The following is a 20537-nucleotide window of genomic DNA, read 5'->3' on the forward strand; positions in this document are numbered from 1 at the left end:
AATCTGAAATGAAACAAAAAAGTATATATACAAGCATATTGCCTGTGATGCTGGCCTTCTTCTGTATGGGGTTTGTTGACCTGGTGGGCGCTGCATCTAATTATGTAAAAGCAGACCTGGTACTGACTGATACCGAAGCGAATATTTTCCCGTCGATGGTTTTCTTCTGGTTTTTACTTTTCTCGGTACCTACAGGAGTATTGATGGGTAAAATTGGCCGGCGCAGAACTGTAATTCTAAGCCTCATTATAACGGCAACATCATTAGTTATACCTATTATCACTTATTCATACATTTCTATGCTCATTTCTTTCTCCTTATTAGGAATTGGTAATACCTTGATGCAGGTTTCATTAAATCCATTGCTGTCGAGCATCGTAAAGGGAGATAAACTGGCAAGTTCACTTACTTTCGGACAATTCATAAAAGCGATCGCTTCTTTTACAGCGCCTATCATAATGGCCCGGGCAGCACTTATGTTCGAGAATTGGCGTTTACTATTCCCTCTGTTTATGGTAATAGCTGTTATTGCAATCCTTTGGCTTGGATTCACGTCGATATATGAAGAAAAGGAAGATAGTAAGAATGCATCATTCAGGGAGTGTTTTGCATTGCTGGGTAATAAATTTATACTGCTTTGTTTTCTGGGAATAATGTGCCATGTGGGTATTGACGTGGGCGTTAATGTAACAGCTCCTAAGATATTGATGGAACGTTTGGGAATAACCCTTCAGGACGCGACTTATTCGACGAGTGTCTACTTTCTGTTCCGTACAATAGGGTGCTTTAGCGGAGCAATTATATTAGCACGTTTTTCTCCTAAAAAATTCTTTGGGATAAGCGTCATTTGTATGATTTTGTCAATGCTTGTATTTTTTACTTTCGATAATAAGATTGCATTATATATTGCGATAGCTTTGATCGGCTTCGGTAATTCAAACATTTTCTCTATAATCTTCTCTCAAGCCTTGCTGCACAATCCTGATAAGAAAAATGAGGCATCAGGACTTATGATTATGGGACTTTTCGGAGGGACCGTTTTTCCTTTCTTCATGGGACTAGCTACCGACACACTGTCTTCGCAGACAGGAGCGTTGGCTGTAATGAGCATAGGCATTGTTTACCTGTTGTTTATGTCGTTTAAACTGAAGGGAAGTGCAGCAACTGCATAATATAGAATTGAAATAATAATAGATAGAATAAAATGAAAAATATTGTAGTAGGATTAGGCGAAATCCTTTGGGATGTATTCCCGGAACGTAAAGTTCTGGGAGGAGCACCCGCTAATTTTGCTTATCATGTATCTCAGTTCGGATTTAATGGATATGCGGTCAGTGCTATTGGTGAAGACCTTCTGGGCAAAGAGATTTTATCAAGCTTGGAAGAGAAAAAACTCAACTATCTGGTAGAAAAAACCGACTATCCAACCGGAACAGTACAAGTTACGCTTAATAAATCGGGCGTGCCGCAATACGAGATTTGTGAAAATGTGGCTTGGGATAATATCCCATTTACGGCCCGTACCGAGAATCTGGCAAAGAATACACAGACCGTATGTTTTGGCTCTTTAGCCCAGCGAAGTGCTGTTTCGCGCGATACTATCCGTAAGTTTCTGGCTGCTATGCCCGAAGATAGTCTGAAGATATTCGATATCAATTTACGTTTAGATTATTACACCAGAGAGATCATAGAAGAATCGTTGCAGATGGCTAATATGATGAAGATTAATGATGAAGAGGTTATTAAAATCGCAGCCCTTTTCGACTGGAATGGAGAGGAGCAGGATATATGTAAGAGGCTTCTTGATGAATATGATCTTAATATTCTTATCCTGACTAAAGGAACTGAAGGCAGCTTCGTATTTACTCCCCGCCAGACATCATACCAGTCTACGCCGAAAGTCCATGTTGCAGATACTGTGGGTGCCGGAGACTCTTTTACTGCAGCTTTTGTTGCGGCATATTTACATGGAGAGCGTATAGAGGATGCCCATCAATTGGCAGTAGAAGTGTCGGCCTATGTCTGTTTGCAACATGGGGCAATGCCGAAACTTGCTGATGCTTATTTAGAGCTCTTTCACAATAGAGGTTGACCCCTCCTATATACTGTTAAAAAAGCACCATTACATATTAAATATAATAGTGCTTTTTGTATTTTTATTACCTTGTTCTATATTTGATGCCATGAAAATTAGAATCTTACTCTGTTTTATTCCTTTATTTCTTTTCTTCGCTTGTAAGCGAGACAAGGATGTACGCTATACCATAGGTGTATCACAGTGTAGTGATGATCTGTGGCGTGAAACGATGAATAATGAGATGCAACGGGAAATCGGATTTCATAAGGATGCAAATATCATCATCCGGAGCGTAAAGGATGACACACAAAAGCAAATAGAGGATATCGAATGGCTAATAGAACAAGATGTAAATCTCCTGATTATATCACCAAACGAATCGAAAGCCCTGACACCGGTAATACAAAAAGCCTATAAAAGCGGTATCCCTGTTATATTGGTCGATCGAAGAATAGATACAGAGGATTATACAGCTTATGTAGGTGCCGATAATTATCAGATTGGCAAAGAAGTCGGGCTTTATGCAGCGGGTATACTCAATGGAAGAGGAAATATAGTTGAAATAAGAGGCTGGAATGGCTCTACTTCCGATGCTGAACGTCATGCAGGATTTGTTGATGGGTTAAAGAATTATCCTGATATACGGATTATAGCTGAAGCCCGTGGTAATTTTCTGAAAGAGGAAGCTAAACTTCAGATGAGTAATATCTTAAGTGAATATGATCATATAGACCTGGTCTTTGCCATGAATGATCCAATGGCAGCAGGAGTATACGAAGCATCCCGGAAATATACCGGTAAAACTCCATTTATTATTGGGGTTGATGCCCTATCCGGTGAAGGCGGAGGCATTCAGAATATACAGAATAATATTCAGGATGCATCTTTCATTTATCCTACGGGAGGAGATAAGGTTGTTGATCTGGCAATGAAGATATTGAAAAGCCAGCCGTTTGATAGGGAAAACACACTCTACACTACTGTTGTTGATAAAAGCAACGTGCGGGTATTGCAGTTGCAGACTGAACAAGTCGCTGAACAGCAGTCGAAAATAGATTCGATAAATTCGTCTCTAAACGATAGTCTGGAGAGGTATACCAATCAGAAAACCTTATTTTATATTTCTATTATAGCCATTGTTCTTATTTCTTTCTTTTTACTCATTTCATTTCAAGCTTATCGGGCTAAAAGTAAAGCAAACCGGCTGCTTGCCCATCAAAACGAAGAAATAAAACGTCAGGCAGAAGAACTCAGGGAGCAGAAAGAGCAATTGTTGACTATATCGAAACAGTTGGAAGAGGCAACGCATGCCAAACTAGTCTTTTTCACTAATATTTCACATGAGTTCAAAACCCCGTTGTCACTCATATTGGGGCCTGTAGAATCTTTGCTCAGCGAAGGATGTCTGACGAAGGATCAGCACGAACTACTTACTTTGGTTAAGAAAAATAGTAACCGCTTACTGTATCTCATTTCTGAAATTATTGAGTTTCGGAGTTATGAAAATGATAAGATGAATATGCATTTTTCGGAAGGGAACCTGAAAGAATTTATAGAAGATGTAAATGCATTATTTAGTGATTGGATCAAACGGAAGCGGGTAAATTTCAGTTTTGTGACAGATGATAATTCGTTTGATATGGTTTTTGATAAGGAAAAAGTAGAAAAGATATACTTTAATCTCATATCAAACGCATTGAAGTTTGTAAACATATCAGGGGAGGTTAAGGTTGAGTTAAAGAAGAAGATACTGGAAAGTGGGGATTATGTCGAATTATCAGTATTTAATAGCGGGTCATATATACCACCCGAAATATTGAGAAATGTCTTCGATCGTTTTTATAAAGTAGATCAGAGTAATGAGGGTACAGGTATAGGACTTTCATTGACGACTGCGCTTGTAGATGCACATAAGGGAAAAATAGATGTGTGGAGCGACGAAGACAAGGGGACTACATTTTGTGTACTGTTGCCGCTTGTTTTGGACGATCTGACGATATCTGATTTGTATGTTCCAGGATTTATTGAATCCAGGCTTGAATTAGAGACAGATGAATTTGAACCAGGTCTGGAGCAAGAAATCTCAGGAAATGAAGATAAGCCAATAGTACTGGTTGTCGAGGATAATTATGATATGCGTAAATTCATAAAACACATACTCTATAAAGAATATGATATTATTACCGCAGATAATGGAGCAGATGGCATTAGCAAAGCAAAAAAATTCATTCCTGATATTATTATCAGTGATGTAATGATGCCTGAAAAAGATGGCTTTGAGCTATGTAGTCTGTTAAAAGAAAATGTGTCGACAAATCATATACCTATTATTTTACTCACAGCGTGTTCGTTGGATGAACAGAAGGCTATTGGATTTGAGAATGGAGCAGATGCTTATATACCCAAGCCGTTCAATGCACACCTGCTGAAAATACGAGTGCGTAAACTGATAGAGAACCGTCAGAAAATAAAAGAAGCCTTTGGTAACAACCTGATCAATGATTCAAAAAAAGAATCGTTGGGAGAGATAGAACAGAACTTTATCAATGATTTCCAAGCTTATGTTGAGAAATATATTACCAACCCGGAATTGAGTGTAGACGAGTTGGCGGATCATCTCAAACTTTCCCGTTCGCAACTCTATCGAAAGATAAAATCATTGACAAACTATTCTCCTAATGAATTAATCAGGATCGTAAGGCTTAAATATGCAAAGCAAATGCTCAATAGCAAAATTAAGTCGATCTCCGAAGTGGCATATGAGGCCGGATTTTCTTCACCATCCTATTTTGCTAAATGTTTTAAAGATATTTATGGTGAAAGCCCCACCGAATATCTCGAACGGTTGGAATAATTAAGCTGATAATTTGATCATCTGTTCGACGTAGTTCTAAACTTTACGAAAGTCTCCGGTTCTCCATATTTATTGAAGTAAATGATTATTCCTTTAACCCACGCTTTGTGGATAATATATCTTTTTATTCTAAATATTTGTTAATTGAAAAAGTCTTTATATATTTGCATCCGTAAAAAAGAATACTAACCCTTAAAAGTTTTAGAGAAAGGGTATAATTATGTTGGTCAAAAAATAGAACACAAAAGCACAGGAAACTAATTTGGGCTATCGGGATGATGACCCTTACAATATTTGAACAGATCTATCACAATCAACGGCTGCAAAGTTGATAGACATGGGTTAGTTTCACAATCACAATTTTAATTTTTTATTATCAATGCTGATTCATTGGCAGTTATAAATCTGTCCATGTGTCACTCAGGAATATGACCTGCCTCCGGCAAATATTGTTTGTCCGGTTCAGCGCGTATTCATATCATAAAACAATTATGGGCATACAACCAAAAGAATTAAGTAAACTGGGATATACCAACAACATAGCACGTAGCCTTGCCATAAATATAATAAACAAGCACTGTAAACACGATGGCAAAGAGCAGATCATAAGGGTGTTAAGTGATTTATTGGATAATCCCGAAAAATATAAAAGAGACGAGATATGGGGGAAATTGGCAGAACACTTTTCTCCAACTATTATCGACAAGCAATTTACAGTCTATAACCTGTTAGATACACCATTACCATACAAAACTTACGGTGGTAAGTTTATTGAAAGCCTGGCGAAGCAGCAGATGGAACTCGCTATGCGCCTGCCCGTGACAGTTGCAGGAGCCCTGATGCCGGATGCACATGCCGGATACGGATTGCCTATTGGCGGGGTGTTGGCAGTAGAAAATGCAGTGATACCTTATGCCGTGGGTGTGGATATAGGTTGTCGGATGAGTCTGTCGGTATTCGATGTAAATGTGGATTATCTGAAACGTTATTCACATCAGATTAAGGAAGCATTGAAAGAATACACACATTTCGGTATAGATGGATGTTTAGGCTTTCCTCAGGAACATGATATACTTGACAGAAACGAATTTCAACTTACTCCATTACTAAAAATGCTGCATGGAAAAGTTGTCCGTCAACTAGGCTCATCGGGAGGAGGAAACCACTTCGTGGAATTCGGAGAAATAGAACTGATTAACGACAATGTATTGAATCTTCCGGCAGGAAATTATATGGCATTGCTTTCTCATTCAGGTTCGCGGGGTATGGGAGCTGCTATCGCGCGTCATTACAGCGATATCGCACGCGAAGTATGCAGGTTGCCAAGAGAATCACAGCATTTTGCGTGGTTGAATCTTAATACCGAAGCCGGACAGGAATATTGGATGAGTATGAATCTGGCGGGCGACTTTGCACAGGCCTGTCATGAACGAATACATATCAATCTAAGTAAGGCTTTGGGTGTAAGAGTTATAGCCAATGTAAATAATCATCATAACTTCGCATGGCGTGAAGAAATAGCTCCTAACCGATATGCAATTGTACATCGTAAAGGTGCTACTCCTGCTGGTAAAGGTGCGGCAGGATTTATTCCGGGAAGTATGGCAACAACAGGTTATTTAGTCTGCGGAAGAGGAGAGAAAGAATCTCTTAATTCGGCCTCGCATGGAGCAGGCAGGGCGATGTCCCGCCAGAAAGCGAAGGAACAGTTCACACAATCGGCTTTGAAAAAATTACTATCGCAGAACGGAGTAACTCTTATTGGCGGCAGTGTGGAAGAAATGCCATTGGCTTATAAAGACATTGAGAGGGTAATGCCTGCACAGGAATCATTGGTAGATATTCATGGAAAATTTATGCCACGAATAGTGAGAATGAATAAAGATTAAGGGGTACAGGCCCTTTTATTAAACAAAACAGACGATGAGAAATTGTAAAATATACCTACAAATAACTTCAGGCCGTGGTCCTGCCGAATGTGGCCGTGTAGTGGCTTTAACAGTAGAAAAGATATTGACACAAGCTAAAAAGATAGGTCTTGATGTAGAAGTTGTAGAAAGAGAACCTGGCGAGATAAACCGTACACTATTTTCAGCTGTGATCTCTATAGAAGGACTAAAAGCAGACGAGATAGTGAGAGAATGAGAAGGCACAATTCAATGGATTGCTCAAAGTCCTTACCGCATTTACCATAAACGAAAGAATTGGTTTGTCGGCGTCAGATCTTTTACTATTCCCGATAAGCATAATGTGGATGAACGAGAAATTTCTTACCAAACATTACGTGCATCGGGGCCGGGAGGACAACATGTGAATAAGACCGAATCGGCAGTAAGGGCAACGCATATATCTTCCGGCTTGAGCGTAACAGCTTCCGATCAACGTTCGCAATTACAAAACAAGAAATTAGCGGCCGAACGTCTTTTAATTAAGTTGGCTGCATGGAATATGGAACAAAACATGCAGAAAGCTCAGGAGAATTGGAATAATCATAATACCCTTCAACGGGGAAATCCTGTGAAAGTAATACAGGAGCCGTTGACTTAAAAAACGACAACTATGTTTGCGAGACGGACAGCGACCAGAGTAAAACAAGGGAGTGTGCAGAAGAAAAACAGGCATGCAAAAACTCCCAATTATTGGAACACGCATCAGGATGATATTCAAATAGATATTGAAAATCCGGGCAAAGGCTATAAACATTTTCTAAAAAAGAGAGATATAAAACAGTTTTTAGAAATACTTCCAAACAGGGAAGAAATAGATGTTGAATTTAATGCAGTATTGCTGGCACATGGAAGCTATTATACAGATGGATGGTATAGGAATGGTGTGATAGCTATCTGCGCCTGGAATAAAGATATGACGGTAGAATATGCCTTATGTCATTTCAATGCTCATAAAGAGATATTTGTAAAATTAGGTGTCGAATATAAAATAAAGAAAGATTATGTTATTTGCAATTTTACTGAAAATCAGATCAAAGCGTATTTACTTTTACACATATTCTTACACGAATTAGGTCATCACCATGACAGGATAAATACTAAAAGACGAAAAGACTGCGACAGAGGTGAAAATTATGCTGAAAGCTATGCTTTCAAGTATGAAGAAATCATATGGAATAAGTATTTCGAATATTTTCCATACTAATGAAAAGCAAACGATGGAACAAATAAAAACAGAACAATATAAAAAACACTTGTTTGATAAAAAAGAAATATTAAACAATGCTATCATACAACTGAAAAAGGAGTTTATCGGAATCGATCATGTTATCGATCAGATAGCCAATGCAATTACTTCATGGTTTTTCTTTCCCGAAATGCAAGACCGTCCGGTAATTATCAACCTGTGGGGATTGACAGGAATAGGAAAGACTTCTGTGATCAAACGGTTGACAGAATTACTCGGGTACACCGAACATTATTTTCGCTTCGATCTGGGAGAGTGTACAAGCCGCTATTTCGATATACAGGATTCATTCAAAGATATTTATACCAATTGCGATGGAGCACCTTTTATTATCGGACTGGATGAGTTTCAGCTGGCAAGGACGATCAACGAAGAGCAGGAAGAAATAGACCGGGCTTCAATCCGTGCCGTATGGGATCTGCTGGATAGTGGGAAATTCGATATTGTCAACTTCGATTACAATATGAGCTGGTTCAACAAACTGATAAAGAAGCTCGATCTGGCTTTGTATAAAGGGGTGGAAGTTGAAAAAGGCATCATAACCGCAAATATTGAGATATATAAAGAAACGCTTAGTCTGCACAACAAACAAGAAGAGAAGAGAGGTAAAAAGGAAAAAACGTTCTTTATATCTGATGGTGATCTGGATACAATCTTCGATATGGTAGATCATTTGTTTATAGCAAAAAGCGATCTTCGGGATAAATTGAATGGAATGGATGGAGATCAGACAGTCGATTACCTGATCTGTTTGTATAAAGCATCGTTGAAACCGAAGACTGTGGATTGTACCAAATCATTGATATTTGTTATGGGGAATCTGGATGAGGTATATACGATGAGCCACAACCTTAATCCCGATATGAGTGCAAATGAATTTCATCGCCAGTCCACTGAAATTACCGTTACAGAAGTAAAGCAAGCCTTACTAAGTCGTTTTCGCAGTGAACAGATTGCGCGTTTGGGAAACAATCATATCATATATCCGGCTTTCGATGAACAATCATTTTATGGAATTATCCGTCTCGAACTGGATAAGGTGAAAAGAAAAGTGGCTGATACATATAACATAGAAATGCTGTTTGATACTAAAGTAGAGCAGTTGATATACGAAGAGGGAGTTTATCCTACGCAGGGGACACGTCCATTGTTTACTACTGTTCATCAGATCGTGAATACGCGTTTGGGAAAAATACTGAACGAAATCTATCTGAATGGATATGAAGCAGATTCGCTTCGGTTTACTATAAATGATGGAGCCTCGTTGAAAGATAATACAGCATTACAGATTGATTTTCTGAAAGATAATAAGGAAATTCATCACATAATAGATCAGCAGCCACTCGTACTAGGCAAACTACGCCGGGAGAAACAAAATGATGAACAGGCTATTGTTGCCGTTCACGAAAGCGGACATGCAATTCTTTCATCTGTATTAATGAAGACAATACCCGAAGTGATATTTTCGGTAACGGCCGATAGTAATAGCGATGGATTTGTCCTGTCTCGTCCCGAATGGAATTATATATCCAAGAAGGAGATTATAAACCGTCTGGCTGTATTATTGGGAGGCTTTGTTGCAGAACGTATTATCTTTGGAGAAGAGAATGTTACCATCGGTTCAAGTTCCGATCTGGGGAAAGCTACCCGATTGGCAACCTATGCTATTTATATTTGCGGGATGGGTAATACAAGAGCTTTTTTTGGTAATGAGAATATGAATAATACACCTTCTGTGATATTCGACAATAGCAGTGAAACTGTCAATGTAGAAGCAAAAGAACTGCTGCTAAAAGCCGAAGAACTAGCAGAAAAAACATTAAAAAAACAGGAAAAACTATTAATAAAAATGGCCGACTACCTGAGCGATAAGCGAACGTTAAACAAAGAACAAGTCAAAGACTTTATCAGGCAATATGCTATAGACTTCAATCTGAGTGAGGTCATAGAAGATGCCGAATGCCTGTTCTATCGCAAGCACTTAAAGGAGTTGGCAGAAAAATATAATTGAGATGACAGAACAAGATAAAAAGCGGATTGGTAAATTTCTTAGCCTGGTACTCAGGCATGATCCTGCAAAAATAGAATTAGAGCTTGACGAAAATGGATGGGCCAATGTAAAAGAGCTTATAGAAAAATGCAGAAAGCACCGTTATCATTTTTCGATGGAAGACCTTATAGAGATTGTTGAGACCAACGATAAACAACGTTATTCATTTAATGAAAAGCGGAATAAAATCAGGGCAAATCAGGGGCATTCCATTGATATAGATTTAGGCTTATCTGCTGTTGAACCGCCCGAATACCTGTATCATGGGACAGCTACACGCTTCCTGTCTTCCATTATGGAGCAAGGTATTGTGAAAGGTAGCCGCCGGCATGTCCATTTGAGTAAGGATAAAGAAACTGCAATAAAGGTCGGGGCTAGGCATGGTAAGCCTGTGATCCTTACTATTATGTCAGGAAAGATGTATCAGGATGGTATCCTGTTTTATCAATCGGATAATGGGGTATGGCTGACCAACTATGTAGATGTAAAATACATCTTGAAACAAATTTAGGGTAAACGCAGAAAATTTTATAATTAAAAAGGTAACAAAGGTAACACATATTTCAGCTATTAGCCGTTCTCTTTTAGAGAACCGTCATACCCTGTCATGCTGAGCCGAGCGAAGCATCTCCTTTATAAAAACTCCGTACTACTCCTTTTGGGCTCCGCTGGCCATTGGTTTTCCGTGTTTAAAAATCTGTTGCAAGGACGAAAAAAGGTAACAAAGGTAACAGGTTTTGCATTTTTGTAGGGGCAGGTCTTGTGCCTGCCCGTTATCCGAGAAATGGGCAACCACGAGGGATTACCCCTACATGAATTCCTAAAAGGTAACAAAAGTAACACCTTTCCCAGCTTTTTATTTTCCACTTTTCACTCTTTCTTTCCTCCCTCGGGAGCAGGGATCTGTTCAATATGTCAAAGAACTGTTAGCCAACAGTGAGAGACTATCAGCTATAATTCTATAGATAAACTTTTTCAGAAAAATAAGTGCCGGGCTCGTCCTATATGTCTTTAGATTTTTCTGCGTTCTTACGAACCTCTTCCCTGTATTTTTTAGGAGTTGTTTCAAACTTCTGGAAAAATATCTTGAAGAAGTTTCCTCTGTTAGCAAAGCCTGTTCTATCCATAATTTCATCTACAGATAAATTCGTACTGATCAACAACCTTTTTACCACATCCAGTTTATATTCCTTAATTATATCAACTGTTTTTTTGGGAGTAATATCTTTTAGTCTTCGATAAAACTGACGGGTGCTATATCCCAGCGAAGAACTGATAGTCTCTACAGAAAGATCAGGATTTGCTATATTCGTTTCTATTATTTCATAGACTTTTTCCATGAATCTCCGGTCTTCCTCATGCGTAAGTTTCCCTTCACTTACTTCAAAAGAGCTTAAAGCCGAAGAGAAATACTGTTGCAAATCTTCTTTTCTTTTAATTAACCGCTCAACTACTTTTTCCAAATACTTCACATTGAAAGGCTTGGTGATATATACTTCAGCACCCGAATCAATACCTCTGATCTGGTCTTCCTCGGTATTTTTAGCCGACAAAAGAATTAAAGGTATATGGTTTTGGAGTTTATCTGCCTTTATGGAGGCTGTTAGTGACAATCCGTCGATATCAGGCATCATTATATCCGAAATTATAAGATCGGGAAGGTTCTTTTTCAGGCAAGGTATTACTTCCTTCGGATCATTTATGGGTATTACATTATACTGTTCTATAAAAATCTCCGTTACAAACCACAGCATAGACGGATCATCGTCTACAATCATTATTGTTCTCTTTTCTTTATCATATCCGGGCAGTATATAATCGTCTGGTACGGGTGAATTTTCCGGATTAACAGGCAGAGTTTCTTCTATGAGGCTTAGTTCTGTACTATCGTAAGCCGATGAATCGTCGGTAGCTTCCAAAGCAGGAAGAATTACCGTAAATACGGTCACTTCATTAGGTGTGCTGGATACATTTATCTCACCTTCAAGTAATTTCACCATATTATGGCAAATCGCCAGTCCCAAACCATTTCTTGGAGACACTTTATTCTTATTCAGTCCTTCAAAATTGTCAAGAATCGTATAGCGGTCGAAAATCTTGGCTATATCTTCTTTCTTAATGCCTTTTCCCGTATTTGAGACTGCAATATGAAGTTTTCTCCCTTTGACAAATAGCTCAAAACCTATTTTCCCATTGTCAGATGTATATTTAAATGCATTTGAAATAAGGTTGGTTACAACCTTGGATAAGCATCCCGAATCGGTGTTCCACAAAACATTTTCTTCAATGCTGACTTCATATTCGAAGCCTTTAGCTTCAGCTAGTTCTGTAAACGAATCTGTTATATTACGGGTTAACTCCGATACAGAAAGATTCCTTATCTCAAGGGTCTTATTACCTGTTTCCAATCGCCTGAATTCGATGAGCTCGGAAATCAGCCCATTTAGTTTTTCAGCATTGTGCTGAATGAGGGTTGCATATTTGTTTATATAATTATCTGTATTTTTATAGGAAAGTATCTTTTCGCATGGGCCATATATCAGAGTCAAAGGAGTACATAGTTCGTGCGTAATATTAGTAAAGAAGCGAAGTTTAGACTCATAGATTTCCTCACGTTGCTGACGGTTCAGCCTTTCTATAATATTATCCTTTTTCATCTTATACCATTTGATAGAAAAGCGTATGATAATGAACAGAATGCAAAGGGAAAGTATGGCATATACCAGATAGGCCATATTAGTAAGATACCAGGGAGGGACTATATCTATAAATAAAAATTGTACAGGGCTTTCCTTCCCGGTTATATTATTCCTGTACTTCACCAACAGAGTATATTTACCCGGAGAAATATTCGTAAATGCTGCTGTATTGGAAGTGCCGTTATCAATCCAGTCGGTACTCAATTCGTCCAGTTTATAGAAGTAAGTGTAATCGTTGCCATGTATATAATCCACGGCAGTAAAAGATATAGAGAAGAAATTTTGTTTGTAGTTGAGTTTCAGATTCTTATCTCCGTTGTTAGTTTCTAAAAAATCGAATATATTATTCTCTTTACCGAATATGGATAAGCCATTGAACTGTATAGACGGACTATAATCCTCTTTTGCCGGTTCATTGGCAATAATCGTTACAAATCCGTTAATACCGCCAAAGAATAAGACACCTGTGTTTTCATGTTTAAAGTAGGCGCCATCACTAAATTCTGTCACTTCCAACTCGTTGTGTTGGCGGTATGTCTGAAATGTGTTTTGTGCTATATTAAATTTGATAAGCCCCTGATTTGTACTTAGCCACAGGTTGTTATAATAATCTTGCAGAATACCGTGAATAGCATTATTCGGAAATCCGTTCTCTTTATCAAAAGTCTGCTTCTTTCCATCATCATACATCCGGGCTAGCCCGTAGCTTGTTCCAAACCAATAGCCGTCTTTGTTTTTCAGAATTGAAAAAATATCGTTCAATGTCTGGTTCCTATCGTTTTGGTCGAAGGTAAAAGTTTCAACATCTTCAGTATGGTTATTAATCCTGTAAGCGCCGTATCCTCTGTTTCCAAACCAGATAATAGAATCGTTTTCTTTATATGTGGTAAAAAAATAGTTTGAAGAAAATTTACCTTCATCAAACAAAAACAATTTCTCATTGCTTATCACCGGATTATCGTTGTCTCCGCCCAGACGGGCTTTCACAATACCTTCACCTACAGTTGCTATCCAAAGTGTGGAGTCGTTAAATTCGCATATCGAATGAACATATTGTACCGGTTTCCCGTCTATGGATACATCTATATTCTTAATTTTCTTGTCTTTATATGAATAATAATTTATTCCTTTTTCACTTCCTATCCACAAGATATTTTTTTTGCTGGGCACTATCGTATACACTGAGTTATCTTTCAACAGGCTATTCATTGTCTGAAAATGAGTCGATGTAGTCTGGCTGCCTGTTGCAATATCATAGCCCCCAAGAGAAACGATCCCGTCCCCCTTTGTCCCTATCCATAATGTATTTTTATCATCGAGATAAAATGTCCTTATAGGATTGTTTATATTATGGGGGATATCCCGAAACAATGTTGACTTTATTGTATACGAATCGGTATAATACATATATACTCCCTGCCCATCGGTACCCACCCATACAATATCCTGATACTTATCTTTCATCAGGCAAAAAATACCCGATTTTATGTCTACTTCATATATAGAGAACCGTTTTTTTTGTTCAGGTATGTGTTGCAGTATGATCAAGCCACTATTTTTGAATCCGATGAAATAGTTATCCTTATACTTGATGATAGAGGATATATCTCCATATTTGACCACCTCGGCAGATATATCATGTATATAGTATTTATTCTTCGAAATCGGGTCAAACTCATACAACGCATAGGTGTCGTCTACAAAATAAAAGATACCATCCTCATAAAAACACCAGATAATATTTTCTTTATTAGTAAAATAGTTCTTTTTGACCAGGGTTGGTTTTCTATTCTCATCCGGATGGATGTTGTAACTGAAATATTTACCGTTTTTCATGAAAACCCATAAGGTATTTTCTTTATCAATAACAATTTGCAGTATATCGTCGAATACCAGATCCTCTATATATATGTTATGAAACTTATCTTCTTTTGCTACATAGTAGTAAAGGTAATTGTCATTTTTTACAACAAAAATATCGTTTGCCGTATTTTTAATAACCCAGTTTTTTCCCTTAAATTCCTTAAAGGTGCGGACTGTCTTAAGCTGTTTGTCCAGACGGTCTAATCCGTAATTTGTTTGTATCCACAGTGTATTATCTTCTGCCTCAAGAATGCTTTCAATTATATTTCCGGACAGGATATTCTCTTCATTTGATGGCATAAAGACCTGAAACTTTAGACCATCAAACATATTTAAACCTTCGCATGACCCAAACCACATGAGGCCTTCTTTATCCTGATACATGGATAATATAGCACTATTGGAAAGCCCGTTTTTACTTGAATATTGCCGGAGGCTGTAAGCACATATAGAGTTGGATAAAATTATTGATATTGTAAACAATACAAGCCTGTTTATTTGTGAATTGTATTTCATGGTATTGGCTTTTATTTCGAACTAGTCCATCTTTAAAAGTAAGAGAGGAGTATTGTATAGTGAGATCACAAAGTGTTACAAATATAGTACTTTTTAGATATTGTTTAGTATAAAAACTGATATATAGAGACCCCTTCTAAATGCTTTAACATTCACGAAAGTACGAATTTGAGACTAAAAAGTACGAATCAAGCGCCAAAGCAACTTCCAGTATTTTTATGTCGTAAATTCGTATAAAGAAAAAAGTTATCGGGTCTATTTTTGTGTTAATTAAAGTTTAAAAATACCAAAGTAGACTTTTAAAAAGCACATTAATCTAATAATCCTAAAAAGGCTAATATTTATGGAAAAAGAAAGTTCGAGTTAACCTGTTTCTTTCTATCGTTTACTCAGCGATAATCTTATTTATTTACAGAATCTAATATTTTATCGAATAATTAATTAAATCAAACATGTATGACTTGCAAAAAGTGTGAATCTTTGATTTTTAGCTTGCTGCTGGCATTCGTTCTGTCCCTAATCACAGGAGGAGTGTATGCAAAGCAAACTGACAATTTAGTTACTCCGCCATCGACACAGGCTGCCGTAAAAGGTATTATCAAAGATGGAGCGGGAGAACCTCTGATAGGGGTAAGTGTGACTGTAAAAGGTACAACCAATGGAACAGTAACGGATATCGATGGTGGTTTTACTATCAATTGTAATGAAAACGATATTCTGGTATTTTCGTATGTTGGATTCCTTACTCAGGAAGTAAAAGCCGGAAGTACCTCATTCTTCAATATTGTAATGGAAGAAGATACTAAAATGCTCGATGAGGTAATTGTTATCGGGTATGGAACTACTACGCGCAGACACGTTGTAGGAGCTGTTGACCAGATAACTTCCAAAGCAATAGAAAACCGTCCTGTTGCAAATCTGACACAGGCATTGCAAGGGGCATCACCCAATCTTGTAATCCAGCAGAGGAGTATGAACCCCAATGACAACACGATGAATATAAATATTCGCGGGGTTAAAACCAAGACAAATAATACTCCTTTGGTTGTTATCGACGGTATGATCACTGATATCGATAATATGAACAAGTTGAATCCAGCCGATGTAGCAAACATATCTGTACTTAAAGATGCCGGTAGTACTGCTATTTACGGATCACGTTCGGCCAGTGGTGTCATTTTGATTACAACTAAACAAGGAGAGAAAAACGCTAAGCCGACAGTTCGTTTTAGCGGATCGGTTGGTTTCGAATCTCCTGAAATTTTGTATACGCCACTTGAGGGATGGCAAAACGCAACGATGATGAATCTGGCATTAGCAAATGGGGGAAACTCCCTTGCTTATAGCCCTCAGCAAATTCAGGACCTGAAAGATCATCAGGATGCTGAATGGATGATGGATTACATTTTCAAAACAGCTCTTCAGCAATCCTACAATGTGAGTGTTTCCGGTGGAACAACAAATTCCACATATATGGTTTCCGGTGGATATTACAATCAGGGGAGTAACTTCATAGGCCCTGATTATGGTATTAAAAGATACAATCTGCGGACCAATCTCACTACCGAATATAAACGTATGAAGTTGAATGTAATACTCGGATATACAAGAAATGATATAAAAGGGGATGAAGCGAATTCCGGTTTCAAAATCGCCGATGCAGCCCGTACACCGAAATATTATTACAATGCACCAAGAGACGCATCGGGAAGATATATTCAAAGTTCTATTAGTACAAATTCTGCCGCTGCTCTCGAATTGGGGGGCTACAACAAGCATAATAATGACTTGGTAAATCTCGGTGTTAGTTTAGACTTTAAGATAATCGATAACCTTAAAGCCAAAGGTGTATTCGGTTGGGATATGACATCCAATTCCCGTTTTATACGCAGACTCCAGTATGATCTTTATAAACAGAATAGTTCAGAAATAGCGAGAACTGAAAATACAGACCGCGATACCGAAAATTATTCGTTTAAAGGTACATTCTTAAATGCACAGTTTCTACTCGATTATAATAAGCAGTTTGGCAAACATACACTAACGGCAATGGCCGGAGTTTCGCAGGAGTATTTGAATAACAAGGGAATAGACGTAAAAACAAAATATACTGATATCGACCTGGGAATACCGATTGCTGAAGGAGAGACGCAAACAGTATTTAATGATAGTAGAACTGAGGTAAATGGTACTACAGAACGTGTAATCCAATCTGTTTTCGGCCGTGTAAATTACAATTATGCAGATAAATATTATGCAGAAGCAACTGTACGTACCGATGGCTCGAGCCGTTTCCCTAAAGATAACCGCTGGGGGACATTTCCTTCCGTTTCATTCGGCTGGCGTCCATCCGAAGAATCTTTCATGGACTTTTACAGGGACAAGATAGGAGACCTCAAAATTCGTGGTTCATGGGGTATCCTTGGTAATCAGGAAATATCCGACTATATGTATTTTACAACATATACAGCCTATCCAAACGTTGCCGGATTCAACAATAATGCCCTGTCGGGAACCGGATTTGCAGAAGCCAGCCCTGACCTGAAATGGGAAAAGGTGAAAACATTCAATATTGGAGCCGACTTAACGTTCTTAAATAATTCTTTAACCGTTAATCTGGATTATTTCGATCAGAAAACCACGGATATGCTCGATAGGCCGATAACTCCGAGTACGTATGGCACGGAATTGCAATGGGTCAATATCGGGTCAATGATAAACCGCGGATGGGAAGTTACCCTGAATTACAGATTAAGTGCCGCAGGCTTCAATCATAATTTTTCATTCAATATAGCAAACTCAAAAAATAAAGTCACTGATATCCCACAAGAACAGATTGAAACAGTCGATGGTAATGTCGGATATATTACACGTGCAGGCTTGCCTTTAGGAGCATACTACGGATTAAAAACGGATGGATTCTTCCAAAGCTATGATGAAATCAAAAATTCCGCCATCCCTGATAATGTGAAAAATATCCAGCCGGGTGACCTGAAATTTGTTGACCGTAACGGCGATGGTATAATAAATGACGATGACCGTTTTTACCTGGGTGATGGTTTCCCTCACTATTCTTTCGGGTTTACCTACAATGTTGATTATAAAGGGTTCGACCTATCGATGCTGATACAAGGTGTAGGCCAGCGTAAACAAGCGCTTCGCGGTGATATCTATGTACCGTTTCATAGCGGGGCCTGGTATCCGGTAATGTATAAGCACCAGCTCGATACATGGTCTCCTGTAAATACAGGTGCCAGATATCCACGTTTGACAGACGATTCTTCGGATTCCTTTGCAAACAACTGGAAACGCGGTTCTGATATTTTTATTCTGGATGGAAAATACCTCCGTCTGAAAAATATCCAGATAGGATATACTATTCCTAAGAAAATCGTACAAAAAATAGGACTGGGTAGAGCCAGAGCTTATGTAAATGCTCAGAATTTATTCACTTTGTCTGCAAATTCGTTCATCGACCCCGAATCATCGGAGTATGACAACAACATGGGACGAAGCGGAACAAACAGCGGGCGGAATTATCCTACTCTTAAATATTACGGATTTGGTATTGACATCGAATTTTAAATAAGTATATGAATATGAGAAATTTATTATATATTGCAACCATACTCGCAGGTATTTTGTCATTCTCTTCTTGTGAAGACCTCGACAGGGAACCCCGCGATAAATTTACGGATGCTAAATACTGGACATCCGAGTCCAAGGCCATGCTGGTCGTAAATATGGCATACAACCAAATGTACAATGCCGGCATCATGTGGCGGGATGAATACCTTAGTGATAATATGGTTCATACCTATGGTTCAAGTGATCCCAGCACTATACGCAGAGGTCAGGCTACCCCTTCTTTAGATCTGTTCAAAAATGAATGGAAGGATTCGTACGCAGGAATCAAAACATGTCATGTATTCCTCAAAAATATAGACCGGGTACCAGGTTTAAGTGATAATGCAAAGAACAGGATGATTGACGAAATACGTTTTGTAAGGGCTTTCATCTACTTTAGAATGACTAATTACTATGGAGATATACCTTTCTTTACCTCCGAACTGTCTTTGGACGACTCTTATGTTATAAGCCGTACATCAAAGGCGACTGTAATGGAGTTTATACATGCCGAACTCGAAGATATCCTCAACAGGGGCTACCTGCCTAAGGTCGATAATCTTCCTGTTTCTGAAAACGGACGTATAACTCTCGGTGCCGTATGTGCTTTTCAGGCAAGGGCATATCTTTACGAAAACAATTACGAAAAGGTAAAATTATATGCAGGGCGCCTTATAAAAGAGCAGGATAAGTATGGGCAATACAAGTTGTTTGAATATTCAAAGGATCCTATGCAAAGCTATTTCAGGCTTTTTACTCCTGAAGAGGAATATAACAGGGAGGTTATTCTGGATATCACATATGTTCCCGATTTAAAGGCATGGACCGACATGAAGGGTATGGCTCCGATTTCTAAATATGCAGAAATATCTGCGGACAATCCTACACAGGAACTGGTAGACTCTTATCTGACAATGAATGGGCTTCCGGTAAAAGGCGCTGATAAAGACCCTGAATATGATGAAAACAATCCGTATGTAAACAGGGATTCACGCTTGTGGGGAACGATAGTGTACGATAATTATGAGTGGCTCAATAAAGATGGCTCTGTTAGTATTATAAAAACAAAACTGGGTTCAGGAACAAGCGATTCTTACAAAGGAATGTTGGACCTGCAAACCAAAACCGGATATTATGTACGCAAGTATTATGACTGGAACATGGGAGCGAATATGAAAAACAGTACAAATATCATCATGTTTCGTTATGCTGATGTACTGTTGATGTATGCAGAAGCATGTAATGAATTAGATAAGATCAGTTCGGAAGACTGGGGGCTGACTATTAAACCTATCCGTGCACGGGCCGGGCATACAACTGCAGCTGCACTGGATTATCCTGGTGCAAAAAGTAAGCAACAGTTGCAGGACATTATCAGGAATGAAAGGCGTGTCGAGCTTGCTCTCGAAGGTTTGCGTTGGTTCGATATCAAACGCTGGAAAATAGGGGATCAGGTTCTCAGTGGATATCTGCATGGATTTAAGTTTGGAGGCTCTTCTTCAAGTATAGATGGCGGTTATCTGCGTGCAGGAGAATATAAATTTAATAATACCCGTGATTATCTATGGTCTGTACCATTGTCGCAAATGGATATAAATCCAAACCTTAAGCCGAATAATCCAGGATATTAATATTAGTTATAAGCTGTTTAAATAA

Annotated in this window: 10 protein-coding genes and 1 pseudogene; 10 read left to right on the plus strand and 1 reads right to left on the minus strand. The window is 38.4% G+C overall.

Translation table 11 applies throughout. The annotated features are described in order from the left end of the window. The first annotated feature begins 8 nt into the window (after nt 1–8). The 8 genes and pseudogenes from IR083_RS16080 (at nt 9) to IR083_RS16115 (ending at nt 10687) form a co-directional block, all read left to right on the plus strand. A complete protein-coding gene (locus IR083_RS16080) occupies nt 9–1172 on the plus strand; it encodes an MFS transporter (protein ID WP_194225095.1) in 1164 nt (387 codons plus the stop codon). Nucleotides 1173–1204: 32 nt separating this feature from the next. Further along, on the plus strand, nt 1205–2092 hold the full coding sequence (locus IR083_RS16085) for a carbohydrate kinase family protein (RefSeq protein WP_006798926.1): 888 nt from the start codon (nt 1205–1207) through the stop codon (nt 2090–2092). A 91-nt stretch (nt 2093–2183) separates the two neighbouring features. Then, nucleotides 2184–4931 carry a substrate-binding domain-containing protein gene (locus IR083_RS16090; protein WP_194225096.1) on the plus strand — a complete coding sequence of 916 codons (2748 nt, stop codon included), beginning with the start codon at nt 2184–2186 and terminating at the stop codon, nt 4929–4931. Between the two features lie 491 nt (nt 4932–5422). Then, entirely contained in the window at nt 5423–6820 is a 1398-nt protein-coding gene (locus IR083_RS16095) for an RtcB family protein (protein WP_006798928.1), read from the plus strand. A 34-nt stretch (nt 6821–6854) separates the two neighbouring features. Continuing rightward, nucleotides 6855–7478, plus strand: a pseudogene (gene prfH, locus IR083_RS16100) (peptide chain release factor H). A gap of 12 nt (nt 7479–7490) precedes the next feature. Next, the gene (locus tag IR083_RS16105) at nt 7491–8084 is read left to right on the plus strand and encodes a hypothetical protein (RefSeq protein WP_006798930.1); all 594 of its coding nucleotides are present in this window, start codon (nt 7491–7493) and stop codon (nt 8082–8084) included. Beyond that, the gene (locus IR083_RS16110; protein ID WP_194225097.1) at nt 8038–10137 is read left to right on the plus strand and encodes a hypothetical protein; all 2100 of its coding nucleotides are present in this window, start codon (nt 8038–8040) and stop codon (nt 10135–10137) included. The genes IR083_RS16105 and IR083_RS16110 overlap by 47 nt, the downstream gene beginning before the upstream one ends. A 1-nt stretch (nt 10138) precedes the next feature. Next, nucleotides 10139–10687, plus strand: a complete 549-nt coding sequence (locus tag IR083_RS16115) for an RNA 2'-phosphotransferase (protein ID WP_006798932.1) — start codon at nt 10139–10141, stop codon at nt 10685–10687. A gap of 490 nt (nt 10688–11177) precedes the next feature. Here IR083_RS16115 and IR083_RS16120 read toward each other — a convergent pair whose 3' ends face one another. Beyond that, a complete protein-coding gene (locus tag IR083_RS16120; RefSeq protein ID WP_194225098.1) occupies nt 11178–15254 on the minus strand; it encodes a hybrid sensor histidine kinase/response regulator transcription factor in 4077 nt (1358 codons plus the stop codon). Between the two features lie 456 nt (nt 15255–15710). Between IR083_RS16120 and IR083_RS16125 the strand changes: the two genes are divergently transcribed. Continuing rightward, nucleotides 15711–18839 carry a SusC/RagA family TonB-linked outer membrane protein gene (locus IR083_RS16125; protein ID WP_194225099.1) on the plus strand — a complete coding sequence of 1043 codons (3129 nt, stop codon included), beginning with the start codon at nt 15711–15713 and terminating at the stop codon, nt 18837–18839. Nucleotides 18840–18853: 14 nt separating this feature from the next. Beyond that, on the plus strand, nt 18854–20512 hold the full coding sequence (locus IR083_RS16130; protein WP_194225100.1) for a RagB/SusD family nutrient uptake outer membrane protein: 1659 nt from the start codon (nt 18854–18856) through the stop codon (nt 20510–20512). Nucleotides 20513–20537 lie beyond the last annotated feature (25 nt).

The organism is Dysgonomonas sp. GY75, assembly GCF_015234155.1.
Taxonomy (GTDB): domain Bacteria; phylum Bacteroidota; class Bacteroidia; order Bacteroidales; family Dysgonomonadaceae; genus Dysgonomonas; species Dysgonomonas gadei.

Bases quoted from the DNA above. Each gene is read 5' to 3' on its own strand.
- IR083_RS16115 (WP_006798932.1), top strand. From the start codon at position 10,139: ATGACAGAACAAGATAAAAAGCGGATTGGTAAATTTCTTAGCCTGGTA.
- IR083_RS16090 (WP_194225096.1), top strand. From the start codon at position 2,184: ATGAAAATTAGAATCTTACTCTGTTTTATTCCTTTATTTCTTTTCTTC.
- IR083_RS16125 (WP_194225099.1), top strand. From the start codon at position 15,711: ATGACTTGCAAAAAGTGTGAATCTTTGATTTTTAGCTTGCTGCTGGCA.
- IR083_RS16085 (WP_006798926.1), top strand. From the start codon at position 1,205: ATGAAAAATATTGTAGTAGGATTAGGCGAAATCCTTTGGGATGTATTC.
- IR083_RS16120 (WP_194225098.1), bottom strand. From the start codon at position 15,254: ATGAAATACAATTCACAAATAAACAGGCTTGTATTGTTTACAATATCA.
- IR083_RS16105 (WP_006798930.1), top strand. From the start codon at position 7,491: ATGTTTGCGAGACGGACAGCGACCAGAGTAAAACAAGGGAGTGTGCAG.
- IR083_RS16110 (WP_194225097.1), top strand. From the start codon at position 8,038: ATGAAGAAATCATATGGAATAAGTATTTCGAATATTTTCCATACTAAT.
- IR083_RS16130 (WP_194225100.1), top strand. From the start codon at position 18,854: ATGAGAAATTTATTATATATTGCAACCATACTCGCAGGTATTTTGTCA.
- IR083_RS16095 (WP_006798928.1), top strand. From the start codon at position 5,423: ATGGGCATACAACCAAAAGAATTAAGTAAACTGGGATATACCAACAAC.
- IR083_RS16080 (WP_194225095.1), top strand. From the start codon at position 9: ATGAAACAAAAAAGTATATATACAAGCATATTGCCTGTGATGCTGGCC.